A 21661-nucleotide genomic window follows, 5' to 3' on the forward strand; every position below is an offset into this window, starting at 1 on the left:
TCAATATTTTTTGCAAAATTACAACATTTAGTTCAATTAAAAAGATTCTGAGTTTCTAAGATGTTAAGGTTCTGAGTTTTTATACTTGTTTAATTTTAAAAAGAAAAACTCAGAAGCTTAGAATCTCAGTATCTTAGCAACTTAGAATGAAGTTCTATAATCAAAAAATCGAATGGGTTTTCGGCTCATTGGGTTAAAAACTAAAGGGTTTAAAGTTTCTTTTGAGGCGAATTCTATTTTTGGCGTCACTCTCAGTTTGGCTCTGAAGTGGTCTTTGATTTCCTGAAGAAATTCCGGAGTTTGATTTTTAACAGCAATTTTTATCAGGATTTCATCGGTACCTAAATCGTTGGTTGAAATTTCAATTAAATGATTTTCGATGTTATCAAAACTGCTCAAAACATCATTCATCGCTGGTGGATAAAGTGTCGTTCCTTTATATTTTATCATTTGCTTTTTACGGCCGACAACTGGTCCGACACGAGACGTGTTTCTCCCGCAGGCGCAAGGTTCTTCGTGTAACTGTACAATATCTCCGGTTTTAAAACGCAATAATGGCATGGCTTCAATTCCTAAAGTTGTAAAAGTCAGTTCGCCGGTTTCGCCATTTTTAACCGGGATATTGTTTTCATCCAGAACTTCAACAATAATCAATTCCGGATGATGATGCCCGCCCTGACCGTGTTCACATTCTGTAAAAGCAGTGCTCATTTCGGTGGAAGCATAAGTCGAAAATAACTTAATATTCCATTTATCCGTAATTTTTTTCGATAGAATATTCATTGAAAAATCCTGTTCTCTCAAAGATTCTCCGATGCAAATAGCTCCTTTTATGCTCGAATTATTATAATCTATTCCGTGAATTTCCGCATATTCAATTAATTTCAAAAGGAAAGAAGGAACGGTAATCAAATAACTCGGATTGTATTTTAAAATCGAATCCCACTGCATTTCCGGAATTCCGGCTCCAATGCGGATAACACCGACTTTCAATTTTCTCAGACCCAAAAAATAAGCCAGACCGGCCATAAATTTTCTGTCAATTGTAGTCATTAATTGTACAACATCGCCCTCTGCAATTCCTGCACAGGCAAATGAAATGGCTTCATTATAAGCCAATCGGTCTAAATCAGAATCGGTTAAACCAAAAGTTACCGGATCGCCTAAAGTTCCTGATGTAGAGGCATAATCGATAATTTTATACTGTGGTACACACAAAAAATCATCGTTATATTGCTGTAAATCTTCTTTTGTAGTTACTGGTAAAAATTGTAAATCTTCGAGTGTTTTCACTTTTGAAATATCAATATTTTGTCCGGCGAAAAGTCTTTTATAAAATGGAGAATTCTCGCTGATATAAGCTAAAAGGTCAGCTAATTTTTGTTCCTGAAAAATTTTAATTTCCTCTAAAGAATTTTTTTCTATCGCTGGAATCATTGTAATTTTCTTTTGAGTTTTTTTAAATATTTTTCAATTTCTGCTTTTTCAGGAGCGGTAGTAATTTCTTTGGTCAGTGCTTTTTTAAAATGAATCTGAGCCTGCAGAAATTCTTTTGTTTGGTAAAAGTACAATCCTGTTTTATAATACACAACCCAATAATCCGGGTTCAAGGATTGATAATTCTGAATGAATTCTGCTGAAATTATTTCCTTTTTTTTCAGATACAAATCCATTTGATGATCTTCAGCTTTAAACTTTTTATAGTTTTGAAAAGCTTCCGTTTTTATAAAAGGATCTTTGGCAATATTTAAATTTTCCTGTTCGAATGAAATTTCGACATTCGACTTTTTGCCATTAAAAACAGAATCTAAATTGTAACAGACAAATTCCCCTAATTGATACGGATTTGCCGAAACCCAGACTAATTTTTCTTTTGGTTTAAAAATAATTCCGTGATGCGCCATTAACTGATTCAGCGATTTTTCATTTCCAAACCCTAAAGGAATATTATTTAACCCCTCTTTGTTTCTGAGAATTTCAGAAGCAATCTGCGGATTGATCTTTTTATTTTCGGATAAAAGTTCCTGCATTCTTTCAAATCGGTATTCAGAATGACTGTTTACAATTTGTTCCTGATTTCGTTTATCATTTTTAAAAGCATCTCCCTGAAAATGATTGGAGCAAATTAACTGACTGGTATTTGGCATATCATAAACATCCATTTTTTTTGGAGAAACTTCAATCAAAACCGCTTTATTGTCCTGAGCGCTTCCTACCATTATAGATTCTGAAACAAATACTTTTCTTTTTTTGGCAATGGCGATCGCTTCCTCAATATTTTGAGCGTGTTGTAAAATTTCACGGGTCAGAATCGAAATAGGTGTTTTGGCAATCAGCGGTATTTTAGATTTCGAAGCATTTATAGTTACTGTCAAACCCTGCTGATTCATTCCGGAAACGGCGCCAATCATTCCGGGCCAGGAAACCATCATAAAATTGTGTCCTTTTTCAGGTTGTACAAAAGCAATGATTTTATTTTCTGCGAAAGCGTCATTCACATAAAAATCAAAATTGCGTCCGAGAATTAAATTTCCGTCCTCAGATTTTTCATTCCATGCAGCAAAAGACGAACATCCAACCAATGCCAAATCCTGTAAAGCGTGCCCAATGTCGTGCGCCGCATGCAGGTACAAACCACGCTGATATTGAGGTGCGATGTTGTCAAATTCATGCGAAGTATATTGTGAAATTCCGTAAATTTCTGTCTGATATTCTTCAGGAACATTCAGATATAATTTTCGGTTGAACCAGCTCAAAAAATGGCGTAACATTTTCTGCTGAAATTTTGAAGGGACAAGATCTGTTATTTTAGAGAAAAAAATGCGTTGCTGTTTTTGCAAAAGTGAATCTGACAATGCTCCGGTTGTAAGTCCAATTTCCAACGGATCGCCTTCGACATATAATTCCCAAAGACCCTGTTTGTTTTTTGAAAGTGAATTATTCCCTGAAATAAAAGAGCTGTCAGAAAGTTTTGTTATAACAGGTTTTACAGCATTATAATTTGAAATGTCAGGCAGATGTTTTTTTGATTTTGAAGTACCACAGGAAGCCAACATTCCTAAAAAACCGATAAGAAAAAGATGTGTAATTCGGTTTTTCATAATTCAATTTATTCAGTCTGGTTAATTTTGTTAATCAAATATTCTTTCCCAACAATTTCAGAACAAGTTACAACCGCTCCAATTGTAACGCCCAGAACACCGTGCATGCTGATGCTTTGGCCAGTGAGATACAAATTTTCTAATTTGGTTTTTGACGGAATCAACGTTTTCATCGGATTGTTGGAATCTTTAACGTAACCATACATATTGCCTTTATCACCGCCAATATAATCACGGTACGAGAGTGGGCTTGAAGTATGAACAGACTGAATACAGTCTCTGATTCCTGGAAATTTTATTTCGATTTCATCTAAAAATTTTGCTGTTTTTCTGGCTTTGAATTCTTCATAACTTTCACCACGGTCATTTTTTTCGACAGTTGTATTAAATGTATTTGTCCAGGGCAGAACATCGTTAAATTTCATGTACGTAATAAAAGTCATTCCGTCTGCCCAGATTTCATTTTCTTGTGAAGCATTCATAGAAGCCATATACATTTTTGGCCAGGAATTTTCATCGTATTCATGTGCTGTCCATACTTCGCTGCTATTCTTAAAATGATAGTAATTATGGTTGATGTATTTGAAAGTCTCCGGCTTAAAAACCAGATACAGACTAAAAGCTGAAAGAACGCCTTCCAGATTTTGTATCCGGCTGAAAAAAGGTTTTCTGAAATTTTCTTCACCGGCCATTTTCAAAGTCGTTTTCGGTTCAATATTCGAAATAAAAAGCTTTCCGGAAACCTGTGTTCCGTCTTTTATTTTAACCGAATTTACTTTGTGATTTTCGACTTCGAAATTGATGACTTCTTTATGTTTGTAGAATTCGCCGCTGTATTTTTTAAGCTGTTTCAACAGCTGTTTGGTAATCTGGCTTCCACCGTTGATACAGCGCCATGAACTTTCTATATACGAATTTACAATTAGCGCATGAACATAAAATGGAGACTTATCCGGAAGACCTGCGTATAGAAAATTCGAACCTGCCAGAACGGCTTTTAGTTTTTCATTTTGGGTAAATGAATCAATCGTTTTTTTAGCATTCAGCGTTAAAATCTCATCGTCATATTTCCCTTCCCATTCTAAATTATAGAGCGGAAAAGAATCGCAGACTGCTTTTAAATTTTGACAGTATTTTTCAATATTTGCTTTTTCTTCGGGAAAGTATTTTTCTAACTGGCGAACAAAATTATCATAGCCCTGCGCATGCGGGTACTCGTTATTATCGTCTTCAAAAGAAATAATATCAAAAGCATTTTCGTCTAATTGTTTCAGGTTTAGTTTATTAATAATTCCAAGATATTTAAAATACTGATACAGGTTCTGACCTTCGCCTAAACCTCCGATGTAATGAATTCCGGTATCAAAAATCGTTTTATCACGAACAAAAGTCTGCAAATTTCCACCGTACTGATTGTTCTTTTCGAGCACGCAAACGCTGTAGCCTTCTTTGGCCAGAATAATAGCAGAAACCAATCCGCCCAAACCGCTGCCTACAATTACTATGTCGTATTGCTCTTTCATTTTAATTTTTCTTTAAAATGATGATGTTATTTTCTTCTAAAACACAATCAAAACCAAAGCTGATAACTGTGTTTTTAAAAAGAGAACAACCAACTAAAATTATAGAAGAAGCCGTAGTGATTTTCGAAAAATCGTTAAAGTTTTCATCCGAAATTAATACAACATCATATTGATTTTCAGCTGTTGATTCTAATTGGTCCGGATACGATACTTTTCTTTTTTTAGCGATGTAATTGGTTTTGGCAACGGCTCTTTTTTCTTCATCAAAAATGTACGAATGAATTTTTCGCTGTGGCTCCTGCAAAGTCAGTAAAACGTCTAATTGCCCGTAATCATTACCTAAATGTAATATTTTGGCTTTCGCCGAAATGTGTCCGTTTAAGTGATAATAGGTTTTAAGGTGCGTTTTTAGATTTTGTTTTACACTTTTTATGATTTCAATTTCCTTATAATCGTAACTATGAATCAGCATTTTTTTGAAATAATCCGGACCTTCGATTTCCTGACGGATTTTGCTGAATTCAGTTTTGAAGAAGCTGCTGATTTGTTTGGTTCTTTCGGCATAATTTTTTCCAAAAGAATCATTTTCAGGAGTTATTCTTTCTAAAACAGAAACCGTAATACTGCCATCGTAAATTATAAAATCGCCTTTTGGCAAGACTTCCGAAACACCATGAATTAGAATTGGAAGAATGTCTAAATTCAATTCTTCCGCAAGATAGAAAGCACCTTTGTGAAAACGCTTAATCTGATTGCTTTCAGAACGCGTTCCTTCAGGAAAAATGATTATCGAATACCCTTCTTTTGCTTTTTGGCGCAAATGCTCAACGCCGTTTTCAAGTCCTTTTGAAACAGGATAAAAACCAGCTTTTTTAACAATTGGGCCAAAAAACAGGGAGTTGTACACCCAATCATTTACTAAATAAATAACTTTTGGATTTAGCATTCCTATTGTCAGAGTGTCTAAAAATGATGCATGATTGGCTATAATTATGGCAGGTTTTTCGAAATTTTCATTAAAGTTATTGATTACTTTTTTCTCAACAAACGGATTGGAATACAAAACTGATTTCATAAATTTTGAAATCACAAAACGGAATCCGCTCATTTTGGATTTTTCCTTTATTGGAAGAATCGGCATAATAAGCAAACAATATAGCGACATTAAAACACCGCCAAGTCCGTAGTAGAAAAAGGAAAATGTACCGTTTATAAAACTGCGTAATCCAAAAGGTGCATTTCCGTTTTTTGAACGGTTTGATATAAACAGTTTGAAAAGAATCGGGTAGAAGATGAAGGTGATAATCAATGCGGCAAAAACACCTATTAAAGAAACCGAAGAAATAGAAGTCAGCGCAGGATGCTTCGCAAAGATCATGGCGCCGATTCCTAAAATTGTCGTGATTACAGCTAAAATTATGGATGTTCTGTAAATCGCAATTTCATTTTTTCCGGTAGTATATTCTTTTTGAAGTGCGCTTGTCATGAAAATACTGAAATCAACTCCATGACCAAAAATCAACGTGCAGACAATCATGCTGAAAATATTCATCTGAATGCCAAAAATGCCCATAATCCCTGCTGTAACAATTCCGGTTAAAGCAATCGGAATACAGCTGACAATTACCAATTCGATTCTTCTGAAAAAGAAAAACAGAATTAAAATAACGGCTACAAAGGAGTAATTGACAAGTGAATTAAAATCGGTTTTCAAAGTGCTGAAAAAGGTTTCATTCATTTGCTGACGGTCGATTGCAATCAGATTTTCTTTGGCGGAAGCCGATTTCACAAAAGTATCCCGCTGTTCCGGTGAAACTTTTACCAAAGTTGAAATCGTGTAAAAATCATTTTTTTCGGTTACAAATTCTTTCAGCTGCAACGCCTGAATTTTTAAATAATCATTAGCAGAAATGGGTTTGAAATCAAAATTTAAATGATCGAAAAAAAGATTGTATGTGGTTGGCTTAAACCCAAGTTTGGAACCTTCGGCAATTAATTGTGATTGTAAAAGCTGTTTTTTATCGGCATTCCAAAACGAATTCCATTTTTTAATTTTTTGAAGCTGCTTCTTCTGCGAAAGCATAATTCCGCCCACAGAACTGAAATTCAATATTTTATTTTGTTGTTTTGCTGCAGATAAATCGGCAAAAAGCTGACTGTTGTGCTGCAAAACTTCTTCCATACTTTTTCCGTAGGAAGCCACATAAATGGTTTTTGAAGTCAGGCTCGTGCTTTCTTCCAGTTGTTTTTCGGCAGCTTTGATTTCCTTCGGAACAAAATTTAACTGCGACAAATCGTTATTGAAACCAACATCATTATAGGTAAAAAAGCAGACAATGGTAATCAAAACACAAAATCCGATTAAGAATTTATTGTTGTGAAAGGAGAAATGGGCCAGTTTATCGATCACATTTTTCTTATGCTCAAAATTATTTTCTTTTGGTTTGTATAAATGAGGGACAATCAAAAGTGAGAAAAATGCGGATGCCATAACAATTACGGCAGCGAAAATTCCGAGGTCATTCAGTGCATCAGATTTTACAAAAAGCAGACATAAAAAAGCAACGGCTGTAGTCGAACTGCTCATAATCACCGGCATCGTAATGTCTTTATACAGTGTTTTGATATCGCTGTTATGTTTGTAATGTGTGAGAATGTGCAGTGAATAATCAATTGTGATTCCTAATAAAATAGATCCGATTCCGAGTGAAATGGCTGAAATCTGTTCTTTTACGAAATATAAAAAGGCAACGGCAAATAACCCGCCAAATACTGTCGGGATAAAAATAATCAGCGGGATTAATATTTTTCGGTAGAATAAAATTAAAATCAGCATTAACGTAATCATCGCAATTGTTGTCGTTAGGACAATATCGCTTTTGATTTGTGTGGCATTGGCAACGGCAATCAACGCCGATCCAAAATAACTGACAGAAGTTTTTCCTTTAAACTGCTGATTTAAATTTTCCTGAATCGATTTTAGTTTTTCGACAAAAAGAGTGTTTTTTTCGGTTTCGCTCGATGAAATATCTGAGGTAATAAAAAGCAGTAATTTTTTTTTGTCTTTGGTCATCACAAAACCATTGTCCAGCGTAAAATCATCACCAATATTTAATTGCTGTAATTTTTTTAAAGCGATAAACGAAATCCCAAGCGGATCCTGAAGTATAAAATCTTTTGTTACAAATCCCGAAGGCGAAATAATGGATTTATAATTTCCCTGAACAGTTGCTGCAATACTGTCTTTCTGCAGTTTGTTCTGAATCGTTTTATAATCTTTGTCTTCTAGAAAAAGCGGCAGATTATTGTAAACAAAATCAATTGTTTCCTGAATATTTTCTTCGTCAATTTTCCCCTGAATTCCGGTAATGTAGGGTTTACAGGATTGAGAAACACTGTCTGAAAAAGCAGTTGCCATTTCTTTTAAATCTTCTTCAGAACCATCTTTTTCGAGTTTGAAAATAACAGTAGTCTTATCTGCGAAATTTAATTGTTTTAAGACTTTTGCCGTAACATCAGCTTTGTCGTTGGTAGGAATTAATTTGGTTATGTCTTCTTCAAATTTGATTTGAGAAGCAAAAAACCCGAAAATAAAAAGCATCAGTACTGCCAAAAAAACCGAAAGTGATTTTCTTCGGTTTACAAATAAATGAATGGCATATAAGTATTGATGCATTGTTTTTTTATTTTTTTTACCACAGATTTAAAGGATTAAAATAATTTCTTACCTGTGTCTGTTTGCCACGAATTACACTAATTTTTGCGAATTAATTTGTGTTAATTCTTTAAATCTGTGGCAAAACTTTTTAAATATTTGTTTTGTTTTTGGAACTAAAAGCAGTCAAAAGTAAATAACTCACAAAACCAACTGTTAGCGCAGAAACGGATGCTAAAATAAGACTTCCTACGATATATTGTGCAGCATTTTTTTGAATATCGTCGAGTGTAACTGAACTATCCAAAATTAAAGGTACGTCGCCGGAAACAAAAATGCTTCCTACCTGAAGTGAAGCATAAATAATAAAAGGAATGAAAGGGGGAAAACTCACATTTGAAGTCAGATAAGCAATGACTTTGTTGAGTCTGAATAAGGCTGCGAAAGTAAAAAGCAAAATGGTCTGAAAACCCCAAAAAGGAGAAAGCCCGATAAAAATACCAAGCGCAATTGCAGCAGCTTTTTTAAAATTAGAATCCTTGCTTTCTAAAATATCTTCAAGAAAGAATTTCTTTATACCTTTTTTTTTTGCTCTTCTGAAAAAATCTCTCGGTTTAATGTAAAGCAAAGCATTAGTTACCAAAACGGTATTTAAAATACTGATTCGGGTAAAATCACGAAACGGACGAAAATGCGAAACACGCTCTGCAGGATCGTACAAAACCTGAATCGGAATATTTTTTACCACAATTCCTTTCCACGCAGCGCGGACAATAACTTCAATTTCAAACTCAAATTTATTGGTGTAAAATTGTTTCGGAAGCAACTGCAACGGATATAATCTGAAACCGGATTGTGTATCTTCAAGTTTGATTCCGGTTTCGAACTTAAACCAGAAATTCGAAAATTTATTTCCAAAACTGCTTTTTTTCGGCACATTTTCCTGTGTCATATTTCGGCTTCCAATCAGCAGTGAATTGGGTTCTTCCTGAATGGCGGAAATGAAACCCGGAATGTCAGATGCGAAATGCTGTCCGTCAGAATCGATTGTGATGGCATATTCGAATTTCATTTCGATTGCTTTTCGAAATCCGTTTCTGAGGGCTCGTCCTTTTCCTAAATTTTTAGGATGATGAATCTGTGTAAGCTGCGGATATTGTTTTAAAATGTCGAAAGTTTCATCAGTCGAACCATCATTAACGACAATAATATTTGGAGTGAAATCTAAAACAGAATCCAGTACTTTTTTTAGCGTTTTCCGGTTATTGTATGTTGGGACAATAACGCAGAAAGAAATAGAATCAGGCAGATCATGCTGCGATAAAATAGGTTTCATTTGGAGTTTTGCTTTCGCTTACTTCACAAATTGTCTCTCTTTATCAGAGAAACTTTTAGACTGTAAAATAAAGTTTTTTAGGTATTCTTTTAAGGCAGCGTTTTGCGCGGCATAATGTTCAGTCAGGAATTTTTTGTCTTCCTTGATATTTTTTTTGTAGCCGGTAATTCCGGGAACATTTTCCTGAATGCTCAATCGGATCAATCGGATTTCAATGTTATTTGGTTCGCTTTTTATAGTCGATTCAAGCAATTTTGCTCCTTCTTTGAAACGTTCCATTTTTTCGCCCAGTTTTTTTTCAAACTTCGAATCCAATAAAATTGATGCGGCTTTGTAGGCCACAAAAATTTTATCATCATTTGCAGAAACACCCGCCAGTTTCTCTGAAAATTCTTTGGCATTATTTTCAGATTTTGTAACATCAGCATACATTTTTCTAATAGCAGCCAAATCCGGATTGCCTGCAAAATTGATCCATAAAAGTAATGTTAACAGCAGTTTCATAATTATATCTTTTTATACACATTGCTCAGTTTCAAAGCAACGGTGTCATTAAAATAAGTAGTGTTTTTTACTTTAGTCAAATTATCTTCAGTTGTTGCGATATCAAGTTCCAGACGCAATTCCGGAGTATTTTCAGGGTTTATGAGCGCCATAAACTTTACATTTGAAAGTGTCTGAATCATCAAAGTCTGCTGTGTGATTTTCTCCGTCAACTCTTTAATAATCTGGATCATGCAAACACCCGGCATAATGGGATTTCCCGGAAAATGACCTTTGAAAACTTCATGTTTTTCATTGATCAAAATCGTAATAGTATATTTAGAATCTGATATTTTTTCTTCTGAAAGAATTTTGTAAAAGTCTTTTAAAACCATATATTTTATAATTTATTTTCCTCCAAAAGAATAAGAAAGCCCAAGTTGAAAATTGACATTTGTATTATAATTTCCAAATAAATAATGATCGTTTCGTTCATTATAATAGTAATCACTGTCTAATATATCCAAAGCTCCTTTTTTAAATCGGGCTTCAAAGGTCAAGCCTGATGGCAGACGATATGCAATACCGGTAATAAAGGCTAAATCATTATATGTTTCTCTTTTGGCTAGATTATTATTTACCAGAACATCCAAAGCCGGTCCAAATTGTATTTGAATTCCGGGTCCAAATGTAAATTTATTGATAACAGCAAAAGATAAATAGCCTAATTGTAAATCACGATACTCGACTCTTTCTACATTCGATTCATAATAATTTCTTGCCACATTATCAGATCCTTGCCTGATATAACTTATTTCTGGCTGCAATGCGTAACGTTTCGTTAAATTAATTTCTCCAAAACCACCAACATAAAAGTCGGTTTTATAGCTGGCATGCATTTCTGAAATAGTTGAAAATGAAAAACCACCTCTTAAACCCGGCTTAAAAGTAACCTGACCCTGTGTTTGTTGCAACACAAAAAAAGTTATAACTACAAGTAATAAACTAGGATACCTCAATTTATTTAACATCAAAAGTATAACTAATACCTAGCTGAAAAACCGTGTTTAAGAAAACATCGTCATAACTATAGTCATCGTTATCAATGCCATCGTATCCGTAAATATCAATTAAACCTTGTTTAAATCGTGCTTCAAAAGTTAATCCGTTAGGTAAAGAATATCCAACACCTCCAATAATAGAAAGGTCGGTTCCAACAGGATTATAATAATTGTATTCAGGAAAACTGTCATCTGTTTTAATATCCAATGAAGGCCCGCCTAATATATGAAATCCTCCTCCGCCAAAATGAAATTTAGCAACAGCACCAATTGATATGTAATTTAAATCGTAATTTGCGGTACGCGATCCGGGTCCGTCAATTTCAAATTCACGAACTTTTGCACCTTGTCTGGTATAGGTAAGTTCAGGCTGAAGTGTGAAATATTTATTGAATTTTATCGCTACAAAACCTCCGGCATAAAAATCTGATTTAGGGTCACTGTCAAAATTGGTTATGTTTGAAACGTTTAAACCGCCTCGAATTCCAGGACTCACTTTTACCTGTGCTTGTGATGTTGCAAGGCCAATAATTAAAACAAATGCAATTAAGGTTACTTTTTTCATGTATATCTGATTTTAGTTAATTGATTTTTACTCTGATTTAAAATAATTTAGCTCAATTTTTAATTTGATGTTTTGATGTAAAATGACGACTTTTTTAGCAAAAATATCGTTTTCTAAAGTAAAAGTAATTGTTAATTTATTTTTTGTTTTAGAAGAACGTAAGATTTTTTCTAATTTTTGATCTTTTTTTGATAAAAAAAGATAGTTGTCATGTTTACCGTCTGCCGATTTATAAATGTTATATTCTTCGTTTTCGAATTGTTCCTGAATCAAATATTTATTTTTAAGAAGCAGTCGAAAATCTTCTTTCAGAGTATTGATCAGGATTTTTCGATCGAGTTCTGAAACTATTGAATTGACTTTAAAACTGGTTTCAGAAATTTCAAAATCCATTAATTTATTGCCGAATTCCGTAGTAAAAACAACTCGGTGTATAGTATCATTTATTTTTTTTGCGATGAAAATTCCCGACAATTCATTTCCGTAAACGCTTATGTTGGTTTTATACACATAATCGGTTTTTGAATCAGAAAAGTAAGGTACTTCAATCGAGGTTTTGTCTAATTTTTTGGGCGTATAATTTTTAGTGACCGAGCCACAGGAAATTAAAACAATTGCGAGCAAGCAATTAATTAGAAAAAACTGAATCGTCGATTTTTGCATTGATCACTTTATTTTTAAGTACAATTCGGGTATAATCTTCAGATGATTCTAATAATTTTACCTGAACAACAGTTGCTTCTTCCTTATCGAAAGTCAGTTCGATTTGTTTGATATATTTTTTCAGCGTGGCATCTTTCGGGATAAACTTCGCGAGATTTTGACCTTTTAATTTAAAATAGGAAATTGTGAATGCTGCGTCATCAAACATATTTCCGCTTACGCTTCCAATAATTAATTTATTGATTCTTGCAAAGATTTTACTGTTTCCAATATCAACGGCACTTTTCTTTCCTTCGTCATTAATCAGGATTTTTCCGTTTTTGAAGACTATAGTGTAATTGTATGGTTTTTTATATTGCCAGGACAATAGTGCAGGTTCTTTAAAAAACATTTTTCCTGAAGTTTCAATGTCTTTCGATAAAAAATCCAAATGTTTGTACTGAACAAAATCTGTACTTAAAGTTTTGATTTTTTTGGCGACAACATTTACTTCTTCTTTAAATTGTGCGATTTCAGCAGCAGTCATTTTTTGTTCCTGGGCCGATAAACTGAAACCGCTGAGAATTAGAAATAAGAATAAATATATTTTAGTTTGCATAAGCTTTAAGATTCAAAAGTTCTTCAATCGAAACCACTTCATAATTATTTTGCTGTAAAAATTGCAAAAACTGTTCCAATACCAAAACAGAGTGCGGAGCAGTATCGTGCAAAAGTACAATTCCGCCGGGAGAAACCCGCTTTTTAATTCGGTTCAAAATCAATTCCACATTTTTTGTTCCTCCGTCAAGCGAACGAATATTCCACCCGATAACTTTATGTTTTGTAAATTTTAAAGCTCTTCCTATAGATGGTGTTGTAACTCCATAAGGCGGACGGAAAAAGTTGATTTTTTTTGAAGTGAATTTCTCCAGCAATTTATCTGTTTTTTGGATTTCTTCTGTTATTGTTGCAGCATTATAAAAATCAAAAAAGGTAGAATGTGAATAGGAATGATTTCCAACCAAATGACCTTCTTCAATAATTTGCTGAATGATTTCAGGATGCTTTTCAATGTTTTTTCCGATGCAGAAAAAAGTTGCTTTGGCATTGTATTTTTTCAGAAGAGCTAAAACTTCCAAAGTATAAATGCCCGGACCATCATCAAATGTCAGCGCAATTTTTTTCTCTGTTTCCGATGGATTATTGCAGAACGCTTTTACGTGATAATTAGAAGAAATTCGTGCAGAACCAAAAGCATTTATTCCGATCCAAATTAAAATTATGGCAGCAAACCAAAGAAAATGAATTGCGACATAAAGATTCAGAAGAAGCAATACAAGTAATAAAAAGATAAAAAACAGCGATATGTTTTTATGCGTTATCATTTTGAAAGTAACGTAAAACTATGATTTTTTCCGTTTAATTGATTGTACAATAAAATGGTTTTATAAGCTGGTTTTACAACCGAATTCACTTTTATAATTTCCGGGATTTCTTGTGTTTTCAAAATTTTAGAAGCCATCCAAAAAGCAAAAGCCGAAGCCGTGTCATATTCTCCGCTCAAATGTTTGTAATATAAAACAGGCGTTTGGTCGAAAGCATTTTCAGCAAGAGTTGCATAATAATTTTCGAAAGAAACATTTCCGTCAAAGCCTAAAACCAAAGCGTCGATATCTGAAATTTCTAAATTATTCGATTTTAGAAACGATTTAATTTCGGCTTCAATTTCATTTTCTTTCAGTGTATTTACGATTGCAACATCCAGAAGTTCAGCGTATGTATTTTCTTTTCTTTCGTTTTCCAAAACAAAAAAGCTGGCACCTTCTCCATAAACAGCTCCGCTTGTTTTAGAATTTAAAATAGTATAAGGTGCTGTATTATCTGCTTTAATTCGGCCGTTTAATTTGAAAAGGGCAGTGGTATAATCACCGTTTTCATCAACTCCGCCTACTAAAATTGAATTGGCTTCGTCTTCTTCAATCTGCATTTTAGCATCCAAAAGTGCCGATTCAAAAGAAACGGCTCCGTTTACGTACGTAAAATTATACCCTTTGCATTGCTGTAAAAGTGCAATTTGCGCACCAACTGTATTGTGTGTAGATTGAATGAACGAAGTTGGCGTCAGGAACTCTTCTTTATTATCTAAAATGCTTTTCAGGAACTTTTCAGAATCTTCGATACATCCTAAACCGGTTCCGGTAATAATGGCATCGAGATTTTCAACATTAGCATCTTTCATAGCTAAGGCCGAAGCCACGATTCCGTTTTTTACACCTTTTGCCATGCGTCGACTGGCAGCTGGCGAAATGTATTCTTTGTAAGCAGGCGCAACAATAGCCAGTACATTTTGGTCGTGATTTACAACAGCTTCTTCTAAAAAAACAGTATCAAATGTTTTTTGAGTCGAAATACAGCCTACTCCATTTATATATGTTTTTTTCATCTAAAGATTTTTTTAGGGTATATGTAAAAAAGTTTTTTAACCACAAATTACTCAAATTTTCGCGAATTAATTTGTGTGAATTTGAGTAATTTGCGGTTAAAATTTAAGTTTTCTGGCATTCCAAGCTTAATGTCTGCCGACTGACTTACTGGCTTCAAGTCACAAGTATTTTAGTTTTTATTGAATAATGAAGATTTCATTCGTTTTTAGAAAATATAAGAGTTGAACAATTTCCTCCAAATCCAAAAGAGTTGGATAAAACGTGTTCGATAGTTGCATTTTTTAAGGAAGTCTGCGGTTTTAAATCGAATTCTTCCATTGGGGTTTCGAAATTCAAATTCGGATAAACTACATTATTCTGAATCGCCAAAACAGAATAAACCGCTTCAATTGCAGCAGCCGCCGCTAAAGTGTGTCCTGTAAATGGTTTTGTAGAACTGAAATCCGGAACTTTTTCATTTTCATAAATTCGAAGCAAAGCTCTTCCTTCTGATAAATCGTTGTTTGGTGTTGCTGTTCCGTGTACGTTGATGTAGTCAATTTGAGAAGGTTTTAAACCCGAAACTTCAAATGCTTTTTTCATTGCCAGATAAGCGCCGTCTCCATTTTCTGAAGAAGCGGTTTGGTGAAAAGCGTCATTTGCATTTCCGTAACCCGAAACTCTTGCCAGGACTTTTTTATTTTGTCTGGCAACAATTTCATCCGATTCTAAGACTAAAAAAGCCGCAGCTTCTCCCAGGTTTAATCCTTTTCTATTATTGTCAAAAGGTTTGTTATAATCGTCAGATAAAATCATCAAAGTCTTAAATCCGTTGATGGTGAATTTAGCCAAAGCATCGGCTCCGCCTACAATTACGCGGTCTAATTTTCCGGTTTTGATTAATCTGGCGCCCAGCATAATGGAGTTTGCAGCAGAAGAACAAGCTGTACTGATTGTTGTAACCATTCCTTTTAAACCCAATTCCTCCGCAATTTTTTCGGCAACATCGCCGCCATCGTGACAGGTAATATATTTAACCAATTCAGGTTTTTCGAAATAATCGTAATAATGTCTTTCGGTCATATCCATTCCACCCACACTCGTAGCCGAAATAAGTCCGGTTCTGAATTCGTTTATCGATGTAATGCCGGCATTTTCGACTGCTTCTTTGGCTGCCAGAGTGCCAATCATAGCGGTTCTCGAAAAATTATTGTTTTCAGAAAGCTGCAATTCGGCAACCAGTTCATCATTAGTTTTTTTGATTTCACCAACTTTAATGACATCGGCATGAATGGTCGGAATATTGGAGATACGGGAAATTCCGATTTTATTTTCGATCAGGGAAATATAATTTTCTTCGACTGAATTTCCAATCGAAGAAATAATTCCCATTCCCGTTATTGCGACACCTTTCATCTAATTTTAGAATTTAGATTTATGATTTTAGATTATTAAACACATAGAAACATAGGTTTTTTTAAATTCAAAATAGGCGTTTCACTTTCTTGAAATTCACATAGCTATGTGAATTGATGTAAAATGAAATGCCTTTTACGGTTTGTTTGGCTATGTTTCTATGCGTTAAATTAATTTAGTATGATTTACTTTGTTCTGTTTGCGCTGATATACGCCGCCATAGTTTCGATTGATTGGAAAATTGATTTTCCTTCTTTTGGGTCAACCAGTTTAATTCCGTAATCTTTATCCAAAATCACGATTAATTCAAGCGCATCAATCGAGTCTAAGCCTAAACCGTCTCCAAACAAAGCATCGTTATCAGCAATGTCTTCAACAGCGATATCTTCTAAATTTAAAGTCGTTATAATTTTATTTTTTAATTCTTCTTTTAATTCTTCCATGATTATTTATGGTATAATGTATTGATATTTTCGTTCGTATATTTTTCGTTTTCTGCTGTACTTATGATGCAAAGAAACGCTTTGTAATTGTCATTAAAATATTCTGTCCAGCCGCAAAGAACTGTATCGGCCTTATTTGTATTCAGTAAAATGTTAGAATAATTCGATAAAAATTCGCCGTTAAAGGCATCAAATATAAAGAAAGAATTCTCACTTTTCAGCTGATGACGGATACTTATTTCGCCCAGACAAATATTAGGCAGCGTATAAACAAAAACCGCCGGACTCGGATAATAGTTTTCTTTGTCTGAAATCGATTCCTGGTATTTTACATCGGTATCCAGACTCGACGATTTATTGGCCAAAACCAAAGCGATATTATTTTCATCTTCAGTTGAGGTTATCGGACTCAAAAGCAGTTCTGATCCTAAAAATGCCAGTTTGCTCAAAGCATCCATTTTAAAAAACTTTGGATATTGAATTTCAAAATTACGATAGGCTTGTTTAGAGAAATTTGCAAAATCGGTTGGTTCAGTTTTGAATACAGAAGTTCCGTTGAGAACAATTTCGTTGTTTTCGATTTTGATGTAGGATTGTATGTTGGGTTTGTTTTGAGTCATTTTTACTTTATATAATCTTCTGCTTCATAAGCATCAATAGGAAAATCTTTTTCAGTAATTGATTTGTAAAAGAAAGTTCCGACACTTATTTTTAAGTCAATATAAATTTTATTTAAATCTTCAATATTGTCATTTTCCCAAAGGATATCATGAAAAATATATCCGACATTTCCTGTTTTTGTATTTAAAACAATTGGGTCGCCATTAAGACCAGAGCCAATAATTAATAAATTATGCTTGTAAATTTCTTTGTTTTCTTCTTCCAGATTTTCTATTCTGATTCTATTTACACAATTGAAATAAACATTTCCGAATTCAATTTCTTCCTTAAAAGAAAACGTTTTGAAAAACTCTATTACTTCAGAATATAAATTAATGCTCTCTAAAAACTCAATTGTTTTATCTGTTACTTTAATTACGTCATTATCAAAATCAAAATTCTGAATTTTTAAAGCTTTTTTAAAAAGAGATTCGTCTAAATTCATTTGTTTAAAAATTGAACTTGTAAATTTTCCTTACAAGTTGATTTTTTTGAACTGTTCGCAATTTCCGAACAGTTTAATAATTTGTGAAAATTTGTGTAATTAGTGTTTTACTTTTTCAAAAACCACAGCCGTATTACAGCCTCCAAATCCAGAAGCCGTTTTCAGGAAATATTCAATTTTCTTTTCTTCGTTTTTCTCAATAATATTTACAGCTTCACTTACCCCAATTTTATCAAAACCTTTTGATTCAAAAAGCATATTTCGATTCGCAGATTCAATTGCGATTACCGTTTCCAACAATCCCGAAGCGCCTAATGTATGACCGTAAAAACCTTTTAAACTATTTACGGGAACATTTTGTAAACCTAAACGATTTAAGGCAATGGCTTCCATTTCGTCATTAAATGGAGTTGCAGTTCCGTGCGCTGAAATATAATCTAATTTATGGGCTTCAATATGAGCTTCTTTCAAAGCATTCTGAATACTTCTAAACAACCCTTCGCCTGTTCTTGACGGACCGGAAATATGATTCGCATCGTTTATCGAACTGTCGCCGATTACTTTGATTTTGGCGTTTTTGGCTTCTGCCGAAACTAAAACTGCTGCGGTTGCTTCGCCTAAACTTACTCCGGTTCTGTTTTTAGAATACGGTTTACAAGGCAGATCACTCATCGCCTGAAAAGCATTAAAACCGGACAAAACAAATTGGGATACTTCATCGCCTGCTACTACAAAGATGTGATCATAAAGCTCTGACTGAATCATTCTTTTGGCAATTGAAATTGCTAGAATTCCGGAAACACAAGCATTTGAAACTACAATCGGCTGATTTTGAAACCCGAAGAAAGCGGCAACATTTTTTGCCAAAACATCTAAATGTGCATTATTAAAACTTTCTTCAGAATTGTCTTTTAAAGCCGTCACATTTCCTTTTGTTGTAGAAAGTATAAAAGCGGTTTTTGAATTTAATTCAACTCCTGCGTTTTTGATAATCGGCTCTAAAGCCAGAATCATCATTTTTTCTAAACGGGAATATTTGGTGTCAGTACTGATTTTTTCAAAAGCGCTGTTTATTTTTTCATCAGAAATAATGGAAGCATAAAATGGATTTGGCATCAAAGAAATATCGTTATGAAGCTGAATTCCCGAATCACCGCGCAAAATCGCTTCAATGTTGGATTCGACATCAAAACCTAAAGGCGTGATACAATTCGTTTGTGTGATGTATATTTCTTTTAACATTTTTTGATTCTCATTTTCTCCTGCAAGGTTTTTAAAACCTTGTAGGTATGTTATTTTAAGCTTTGTCTGCAGAAAGGTTTCACGCAGATTTTACAGATTTAAGCAGATTTGCACAGATTATTTATTTAATACCTACAAGGTTTTGGAAACCTTGCAGGAAATGGATTCGGATTAATTTTATTTTTTATTCGTGAAATTCGTGTTTTACTTCAATAACCCAACCTTCCTTTTCCATTCCTCATAAAAAGGAGGATTGGTCAGCATTAAATTGCCTGCTGCATCTAAAAAAACCTGAACCGTTTCACCAGTGCAGGCAACTTCGCCCTGAGCATCGATAATTTTAAAACGGTAAATCATTTTCGCGGCAGGTGTATCCACAACCGTTGTTTCAATGGTTACCACATCGCCATAACGCAAAGACAATTTATGTTCGCATTTTGATTTTACAATTGGCGTTGTGTAACCAGTTGCTGCAATATCCAGATAAGTAAGTCCGTGCTGGCGTCCGAAAGCTTCACGTCCATCTTCGAAATACGTAATATAGTTGCCGTGCCAAACAATTCCAAGCGGATCAGTTTCGTTAAAACGAATTCTGATTTCGTGCGAAACGGTTAAGTCTGAGGCTTCGTTATACTGTTCTTTTCTTTTTGTCATAAAATAAGGCAATAGAAGTTGTGATTATAAAGAACAAAAATAACAAACTTATTTTTGGAATAATTTCGACAAAAGAAACGTTACGCAACAAAACATCATAAAAGGCTTCTAATCCCCAGTTCATCGGAGAGGATTTTGCAATGAGTTGCATGATTTTTGGCATCGCAAAAACAGGAACCCAAATACCGCCAATTGCAGCCAGAATGATAACGCTCGTTGCACCAAACGGAGCCGATTGTTCCTGCGTACTTGCCACGGTTCCTAATAAAATTCCGAATCCAATTGCAGCAAAACCAGAAAATAAAGCGACAACACTCATTAAAAATAAATGCCCTTCGATATTTAATGCAGGTAAACCAATATGAGGAAACAGGAAAATCGCAACGGCAACCATCATATAAAACTGTATCATACAGATTACAGAATACGTTATGGTTTTGCCAATAATGACAACCAGATTCGAAACCGGATTGGTTAATAAGCGAACAAAAGTTCCTTGTGATTTTTCTTTTACAATATTGATCGAAAGCGGAATCACGATAAAAAATATGGCAAAAAGCGTCCAGGCCGGAACGTTGTGCTGAACCGAATTTGGCAACACTTCTTTATTGTTTATTTTCGGAATAATTTCTTTGAACGTGATAAAACTCTGTTGTTCAAATTGGGTGTTTTCTTCACCAAACTGGTTTTGAAAAGTCGTATAAATTGATTTGGTTTCAATCTGCGAAATCATTTTGTCAATCGAACTCATCACCGAGTTTTTGAAACTCAACTGAACCGCCGGATCAAAGTATAATTTCACCTCTTTTTGCTGAATTACTTTTGGTTTCTCCCGTTTTGCAATACTGTCCGAGAAACCCATTTTGTTCACAATATTTTCGACATTCTGATCAATTTTAGCTTGTAAATCGGCACTTAAGTTTTTAGGAATTATTATCGCCAACTGAAATTTTCCTTTGTTGACATTTTCTCTGGCAATTTCTTCGGTAATAGGTTTGTTGTCAATTTGAGTGACAATGCTGAATAAATTATTCTTTTGCAGATTATCAAAAACCGTTTTCGAAACAGAACTTTTATCATAATCAACCAATAAAATCGGAATTTTAGTATCGCTTACGGTTTTAAAAGTACTGTCCTGAATAATCGTAACCGTGATAACCAAAACCAACGGCATGATAAACAAAATGATTAATCCGCCTAAATCCCTCTTCAATAAAAGAAATTCTTTCACTATCGACATCCAGATTTTATATAACATCCCTCAGGTCTTTACCGGTTAATGAAATAAAAACGTCTTCGAGATTTCGGGCATTTTCCGTAGCATCGATTAAGGTTTTCGGAGTTCCTTTTGCATAAATTCTCCCTTGGTCTAAAATAGCAATCGTATCACAGAAATCTTCGGCTTCTGCCAAATGATGCGAGGTATAAATAATCGTAGTTCCGTTTTGGTTTAAAATTTTTAAATAGTCTATGATGGCATTTTTAGACTGAACATCAACGCCAACAGTGGGTTCATCTAAAAACAAAACTTTTGGATTATGGAGAATTCCCGCAATTAAATTCACACGGCGTTTCATTCCGCCAGAAAAAGTATGAATTTGTTTATCGGCAAATTTTAGTAAACCCAAAAGATCTAAAGTTTCGATTACTTTATCTTTTAAATCAGCACCTTTCAAGCCGTACATACTTCCAAAATAATGCAGGTTTTCTCTCGCCGTCAATGTTGGATATAAAGCATATTCCTGAGGCACAACGCCAATAATTTTTTTGATTTTTGAAGAATGATTGGAATAACTTAAACCATCAATTGTAAAATGCCCCAAAGTTGGTTTTACTAAACCGCAGAGCATTGAAATTAAGGTTGTTTTTCCGGCTCCGTTTGGTCCGAGCAAACCAAAAATTTGTCCTTCATTTATATCCAATGAAACTTTGTTCAAAGAAAACATTTCTGCTTCTTTGTATTTTTTAGAAAGGGATTCTATTTTTATAATGGTTTTCAAGATATATCAAGT

At 34.2% G+C, this 21661-nt stretch carries 21 protein-coding genes; all 21 read right to left on the reverse strand.

Translation table 11 applies throughout. The features are described from left to right. Positions 1 to 141: 141 nt before the first annotated feature. Positions 142 to 1437 (reverse strand): phenylacetate--CoA ligase family protein, encoded by a 1296-nt coding sequence (locus FLV_RS15400; protein ID WP_243235095.1) that lies wholly within the window; start codon positions 1435 to 1437, stop codon positions 142 to 144. Next, positions 1434 to 3101: a C45 family autoproteolytic acyltransferase/hydolase gene (locus tag FLV_RS15405; RefSeq protein WP_243235096.1), complete on the reverse strand. Its 1668-nt coding sequence runs from the start codon at positions 3099 to 3101 to the stop codon at positions 1434 to 1436. The genes FLV_RS15400 and FLV_RS15405 overlap by 4 nt, the downstream gene beginning before the upstream one ends. An 8-nt stretch (positions 3102 to 3109) precedes the next feature. Beyond that, positions 3110 to 4624: a phytoene desaturase family protein gene (locus FLV_RS15410; protein WP_243235097.1), complete on the reverse strand. Its 1515-nt coding sequence runs from the start codon at positions 4622 to 4624 to the stop codon at positions 3110 to 3112. Position 4625: 1 nt separating this feature from the next. Next, positions 4626 to 8300 (reverse strand): 1-acyl-sn-glycerol-3-phosphate acyltransferase, encoded by a 3675-nt coding sequence (locus tag FLV_RS15415; protein ID WP_243235098.1) that lies wholly within the window; start codon positions 8298 to 8300, stop codon positions 4626 to 4628. A 130-nt stretch (positions 8301 to 8430) separates the two neighbouring features. Continuing rightward, complete coding sequence (locus tag FLV_RS15420) at positions 8431 to 9615, reverse strand: DUF2062 domain-containing protein (RefSeq protein ID WP_243235099.1); 1185 nt, start codon at positions 9613 to 9615, stop codon at positions 8431 to 8433. Positions 9616 to 9633: 18 nt separating this feature from the next. Continuing rightward, entirely contained in the window at positions 9634 to 10119 is a 486-nt protein-coding gene (locus FLV_RS15425) for a hypothetical protein (RefSeq protein WP_243235100.1), read from the reverse strand. Between the two features lie 2 nt (positions 10120 to 10121). Next, on the reverse strand, positions 10122 to 10493 hold the full coding sequence (locus tag FLV_RS15430) for a 3-hydroxyacyl-ACP dehydratase (RefSeq protein ID WP_243235101.1): 372 nt from the start codon (positions 10491 to 10493) through the stop codon (positions 10122 to 10124). Between the two features lie 12 nt (positions 10494 to 10505). Next, positions 10506 to 11129 carry a porin family protein gene (locus FLV_RS15435; RefSeq protein ID WP_262916463.1) on the reverse strand — a complete coding sequence of 208 codons (624 nt, stop codon included), beginning with the start codon at positions 11127 to 11129 and terminating at the stop codon, positions 10506 to 10508. Then, positions 11119 to 11724: a porin family protein gene (locus FLV_RS15440; RefSeq protein WP_243235103.1), complete on the reverse strand. Its 606-nt coding sequence runs from the start codon at positions 11722 to 11724 to the stop codon at positions 11119 to 11121. The genes FLV_RS15435 and FLV_RS15440 overlap by 11 nt, the downstream gene beginning before the upstream one ends. 27 nt (positions 11725 to 11751) lie before the next feature. Next, a complete protein-coding gene (locus FLV_RS15445) occupies positions 11752 to 12387 on the reverse strand; it encodes a hypothetical protein (RefSeq protein WP_243235104.1) in 636 nt (211 codons plus the stop codon). Then, the gene (locus FLV_RS15450) at positions 12353 to 12985 is read right to left on the reverse strand and encodes an outer membrane lipoprotein carrier protein LolA (RefSeq protein ID WP_243235105.1); all 633 of its coding nucleotides are present in this window, start codon (positions 12983 to 12985) and stop codon (positions 12353 to 12355) included. Before FLV_RS15450 ends, FLV_RS15445 begins: the two co-directional genes overlap by 35 nt. After that, positions 12975 to 13751, reverse strand: a complete 777-nt coding sequence (locus FLV_RS15455) for a polysaccharide deacetylase family protein (protein WP_243235106.1) — start codon at positions 13749 to 13751, stop codon at positions 12975 to 12977. The genes FLV_RS15450 and FLV_RS15455 overlap by 11 nt, the downstream gene beginning before the upstream one ends. Further along, the gene (locus FLV_RS15460; RefSeq protein ID WP_243235107.1) at positions 13748 to 14809 is read right to left on the reverse strand and encodes a beta-ketoacyl synthase N-terminal-like domain-containing protein; all 1062 of its coding nucleotides are present in this window, start codon (positions 14807 to 14809) and stop codon (positions 13748 to 13750) included. Before FLV_RS15460 ends, FLV_RS15455 begins: the two co-directional genes overlap by 4 nt. A gap of 196 nt (positions 14810 to 15005) precedes the next feature. Beyond that, positions 15006 to 16205 (reverse strand): beta-ketoacyl-[acyl-carrier-protein] synthase family protein, encoded by a 1200-nt coding sequence (locus FLV_RS15465; RefSeq protein WP_243235108.1) that lies wholly within the window; start codon positions 16203 to 16205, stop codon positions 15006 to 15008. Positions 16206 to 16390: 185 nt separating this feature from the next. Beyond that, positions 16391 to 16648: a phosphopantetheine-binding protein gene (locus FLV_RS15470; protein ID WP_243235109.1), complete on the reverse strand. Its 258-nt coding sequence runs from the start codon at positions 16646 to 16648 to the stop codon at positions 16391 to 16393. A gap of 2 nt (positions 16649 to 16650) precedes the next feature. After that, positions 16651 to 17268: a 3-oxoacyl-ACP synthase gene (locus tag FLV_RS15475; RefSeq protein ID WP_243235110.1), complete on the reverse strand. Its 618-nt coding sequence runs from the start codon at positions 17266 to 17268 to the stop codon at positions 16651 to 16653. Positions 17269 to 17270: 2 nt separating this feature from the next. Beyond that, complete coding sequence (locus tag FLV_RS15480; RefSeq protein WP_243235111.1) at positions 17271 to 17753, reverse strand: hypothetical protein; 483 nt, start codon at positions 17751 to 17753, stop codon at positions 17271 to 17273. A 99-nt stretch (positions 17754 to 17852) separates the two neighbouring features. Then, positions 17853 to 18995 (reverse strand): beta-ketoacyl synthase N-terminal-like domain-containing protein, encoded by a 1143-nt coding sequence (locus tag FLV_RS15485; protein WP_243235112.1) that lies wholly within the window; start codon positions 18993 to 18995, stop codon positions 17853 to 17855. A gap of 204 nt (positions 18996 to 19199) precedes the next feature. Next, a complete protein-coding gene (locus tag FLV_RS15490) occupies positions 19200 to 19649 on the reverse strand; it encodes an acyl-CoA thioesterase (RefSeq protein WP_243235113.1) in 450 nt (149 codons plus the stop codon). Next, the gene (locus FLV_RS15495) at positions 19624 to 20907 is read right to left on the reverse strand and encodes an ABC transporter permease (RefSeq protein WP_243235114.1); all 1284 of its coding nucleotides are present in this window, start codon (positions 20905 to 20907) and stop codon (positions 19624 to 19626) included. The genes FLV_RS15490 and FLV_RS15495 overlap by 26 nt, the downstream gene beginning before the upstream one ends. Further along, entirely contained in the window at positions 20897 to 21595 is a 699-nt protein-coding gene (locus FLV_RS15500; RefSeq protein WP_243235153.1) for an ABC transporter ATP-binding protein, read from the reverse strand. Before FLV_RS15500 ends, FLV_RS15495 begins: the two co-directional genes overlap by 11 nt. Between the last annotated feature and the right edge of the window lie 66 nt (positions 21596 to 21661).

The organism is Flavobacterium pectinovorum, assembly GCF_022802975.1.
Lineage (GTDB): Bacteria > Bacteroidota > Bacteroidia > Flavobacteriales > Flavobacteriaceae > Flavobacterium > Flavobacterium pectinovorum_B.

What these genes read in the sequence shown, in the direction of transcription:
- FLV_RS15475 (WP_243235110.1), bottom strand. Translation starts at nt 17,268, where the DNA reads ATGACTCAAAACAAACCCAACATACAATCCTACATCAAAATCGAAAAC.
- FLV_RS15465 (WP_243235108.1), bottom strand. Translation starts at nt 16,205, where the DNA reads ATGAAAGGTGTCGCAATAACGGGAATGGGAATTATTTCTTCGATTGGA.
- FLV_RS15470 (WP_243235109.1), bottom strand. Translation starts at nt 16,648, where the DNA reads ATGGAAGAATTAAAAGAAGAATTAAAAAATAAAATTATAACGACTTTA.
- FLV_RS15500 (WP_243235153.1), bottom strand. Translation starts at nt 21,595, where the DNA reads ATGTTTTCTTTGAACAAAGTTTCATTGGATATAAATGAAGGACAAATT.
- FLV_RS15495 (WP_243235114.1), bottom strand. Translation starts at nt 20,907, where the DNA reads ATGTTATATAAAATCTGGATGTCGATAGTGAAAGAATTTCTTTTATTG.
- FLV_RS15450 (WP_243235105.1), bottom strand. Translation starts at nt 12,985, where the DNA reads ATGCAAACTAAAATATATTTATTCTTATTTCTAATTCTCAGCGGTTTC.
- FLV_RS15405 (WP_243235096.1), bottom strand. Translation starts at nt 3,101, where the DNA reads ATGAAAAACCGAATTACACATCTTTTTCTTATCGGTTTTTTAGGAATG.
- FLV_RS15400 (WP_243235095.1), bottom strand. Translation starts at nt 1,437, where the DNA reads ATGATTCCAGCGATAGAAAAAAATTCTTTAGAGGAAATTAAAATTTTT.
- FLV_RS15445 (WP_243235104.1), bottom strand. Translation starts at nt 12,387, where the DNA reads ATGCAAAAATCGACGATTCAGTTTTTTCTAATTAATTGCTTGCTCGCA.
- FLV_RS15435 (WP_262916463.1), bottom strand. Translation starts at nt 11,129, where the DNA reads ATGTTAAATAAATTGAGGTATCCTAGTTTATTACTTGTAGTTATAACT.
- FLV_RS15490 (WP_243235113.1), bottom strand. Translation starts at nt 19,649, where the DNA reads ATGACAAAAAGAAAAGAACAGTATAACGAAGCCTCAGACTTAACCGTT.
- FLV_RS15480 (WP_243235111.1), bottom strand. Translation starts at nt 17,753, where the DNA reads ATGAATTTAGACGAATCTCTTTTTAAAAAAGCTTTAAAAATTCAGAAT.
- FLV_RS15420 (WP_243235099.1), bottom strand. Translation starts at nt 9,615, where the DNA reads ATGAAACCTATTTTATCGCAGCATGATCTGCCTGATTCTATTTCTTTC.
- FLV_RS15410 (WP_243235097.1), bottom strand. Translation starts at nt 4,624, where the DNA reads ATGAAAGAGCAATACGACATAGTAATTGTAGGCAGCGGTTTGGGCGGA.
- FLV_RS15440 (WP_243235103.1), bottom strand. Translation starts at nt 11,724, where the DNA reads ATGAAAAAAGTAACCTTAATTGCATTTGTTTTAATTATTGGCCTTGCA.
- FLV_RS15430 (WP_243235101.1), bottom strand. Translation starts at nt 10,493, where the DNA reads ATGGTTTTAAAAGACTTTTACAAAATTCTTTCAGAAGAAAAAATATCA.
- FLV_RS15455 (WP_243235106.1), bottom strand. Translation starts at nt 13,751, where the DNA reads ATGATAACGCATAAAAACATATCGCTGTTTTTTATCTTTTTATTACTT.
- FLV_RS15485 (WP_243235112.1), bottom strand. Translation starts at nt 18,995, where the DNA reads ATGTTAAAAGAAATATACATCACACAAACGAATTGTATCACGCCTTTA.
- FLV_RS15425 (WP_243235100.1), bottom strand. Translation starts at nt 10,119, where the DNA reads ATGAAACTGCTGTTAACATTACTTTTATGGATCAATTTTGCAGGCAAT.
- FLV_RS15460 (WP_243235107.1), bottom strand. Translation starts at nt 14,809, where the DNA reads ATGAAAAAAACATATATAAATGGAGTAGGCTGTATTTCGACTCAAAAA.
- FLV_RS15415 (WP_243235098.1), bottom strand. Translation starts at nt 8,300, where the DNA reads ATGCATCAATACTTATATGCCATTCATTTATTTGTAAACCGAAGAAAA.